Genomic DNA, 2,299 nt, shown 5'->3' with positions numbered 1-2,299 from the left:
CTTTTTTCAAGAAATTTAGCAAAATTGTAGATTATAGTGCTGGCAACCCTTACACAAAGTGGTTTTTGGATGGAAAGATCAACATTGTTTACAATACAGTTGAGAGATTTAAAGACAGTGATAAAATCGCAATTAAATATGAGAGTGAAAGTGGAGAAATAGAATATATCAGCTTTAAAGAGCTGGACATCATGACTGGAAAGCTTGCCGGAGCAATGCTAAACATGGGCGCGAAAAAAGGAGACCGGATCGGCATATATATGCCAATGATCCCTGAAGCAGTGATTGCCATGTATGCCATTATGAGGTTTGGCGGCATCGCAGTGCCGATATTTTCAGGGTATGGGCCGGAAGCTATAAGAACAAGAGTGGAAGATGCAGGCATTAATATTTTATTTGTGGCAGAAAGCTATGAGAGAAGAGGAAAAACTGTTAAGATGATAGATAATGTTAAAGCTTTAAAAGATATTCATTTCATAGTATCTTCCAAAACCATAATGAGCTTCAAGGAGCTCATAGCTCAGGGAAATTATGTATCAAGCGTGCAAACAGACAGTGATGATCCAGCTTTGATACTTTACACTTCCGGCACTACTGGAAAGCCCAAAGGCACAATACACACGCACGGTGGCTCATTTATAAATATAGTTAAAGAAGTGAAATATTATCTAGACTTTAAAGATTCTGACACACTGATGTGGGTCACGGATCTTGGCTGGATGATGGGGCCATGGTCAGTCTTTGGTGCTAACAGTCTTGGCGGATCAGTTTTTTTGTATGATGGAGCAGTAGATTATCCTGAGCAAGATCGACTCTGGCAAATAATAAAAAACAATAATATCACAATTCTGGGAATATCCCCCACATTAGTAAGGACCATGAAAGCCAAAAACATAAAAAATAAAATGGAGGGAATAAGGGTATTTGGCTCTACGGGAGAGCCATGGGACGATGAAAGCTGGTTATGGCTATTTGAGCATTTGGGGGATAGAAAAGTGCCCATTGCAAACATATCAGGTGGTACAGACATAATAGGCTGTTTTTTAGCATCTACACCGGCAATGTCGCTCAAGCCAAGGTGCCTTTACCGAGGACTGGGAATGAATGTTGCAGTTTTTGACGAATCGGGGAGAGAGGTCGTTGATCAGGTTGGATATCTAGTCGCAAAAAAGCCAGTGCCGTCAATGACGCACGGATTATGGAACCAGGAAGAAAAGTATATAGAAACTTACTGGTCAAAATTCAAGGATGTATGGTTTCATGGAGACTGGGTAAAACAGGACAAAGACGGCTATTTTTATATTTATGGCAGAGTCGATGATGTAATAAAGGTTGCAGGAAAGCGAGTTGGCCCTACAGAGATTGAGAATATTGTTCTGAAAATTGAGCATGTGAAAGAATGCATTGCTATAGGCATACCAGACTCTATTAAAGGTGAGAGCATCGGCATATTATATACCGGTGCTAATGATGATTATACAAAGGGCAAAATAAAAAGCAGCATTGAAAAAGAGCTGGGGAAACCGTTTTCTCCTAGCTTGGTAGTTTTTGTGCCTGAGCTGCCAAAGACAAAAAATGGAAAGATAATGAGAAGAATTGCAAAAAGTGCATTTTTAGGAAATGATGTGGGAGATGTATCCAATATTGACAAAATTGAAGTTATTGACGAAATAAAAAAAATAGGAAAAAGATCTTAAATTTCTATATTCAGATCCAGTTTTTCAGTTAATTCTTTGTACCTGTTTCTTATAGTTACCTCTGTAACTCCTGACACATCAGCAACCTCTCTCTGCGTTCTTCGATCTTTTGCCATGACTGCAGCTATGTATATTGTGGCAGCAGCTACGCCTGTAGGCCCTCTGCCAGAAGTAAGTTCTTTCTCTTCTGCTTTTTTTAGAATCTCATATGCATATTTTTTAACGTCTCCCTTCAAATTTAATTTCAGGCAAAAACGCTCTATATAATCTTCAGGCTTTGAAGGAAATATGTTTAATTGAAGAATTCTGCCCATAATTCTGTAAGTTCTTCCAATATCTTTCTTCTTGATCTTTGTCACGTTTGCAATCTCTTCAAGAGTTCTGGGCACGTTCAGCATTCTGCATGCACCGTAAATTGATGCAGCTACCACACCTTCTATGCTTCTGCCACGGATCATGTTCTCATTCACAGCCTTTCTGTAAATCAGTGCTGAAGTTTCACGCACATCTTTCGGTATTCCAAGGTTAGAGCACATCCGCTCCATATCTTGCAACGCCTGCGACAGGTTTCGCTCTGCAGCATTAGAAACCTTGATCCTCCT

General features: G+C 39.7%; 2 protein-coding genes. One reads left to right on the top strand and one right to left on the bottom strand.

Annotation, left to right across the window (positions count from 1 at the left end; all coding sequences use genetic code 11):
* Positions 1 to 1,697 (top strand): AMP-binding protein (locus QXQ25_04570; protein ID MEM0160979.1); only part of this gene is annotated, 1,697 nt, incomplete at its 5' end.
* On the opposite strand, the gene tfb is transcribed toward QXQ25_04570, so the two are convergent.
* Positions 1,694 to 2,299: transcription initiation factor IIB (gene tfb / locus QXQ25_04565; protein ID MEM0160978.1), on the bottom strand; the 606-nt coding region annotated here is incomplete at its 5' end. The genes QXQ25_04570 and tfb overlap by 4 nt on opposite strands.

It is taken from the genome of Thermoplasmata archaeon (assembly GCA_038729465.1).
Taxonomy (GTDB): Archaea; Thermoplasmatota; Thermoplasmata; order Thermoplasmatales; family ARK-15; genus JAVRLB01.
The sequence above is the reverse complement of the archived record's forward strand: the minus strand, read 5'-3'. Positions and strand labels throughout refer to the sequence as shown.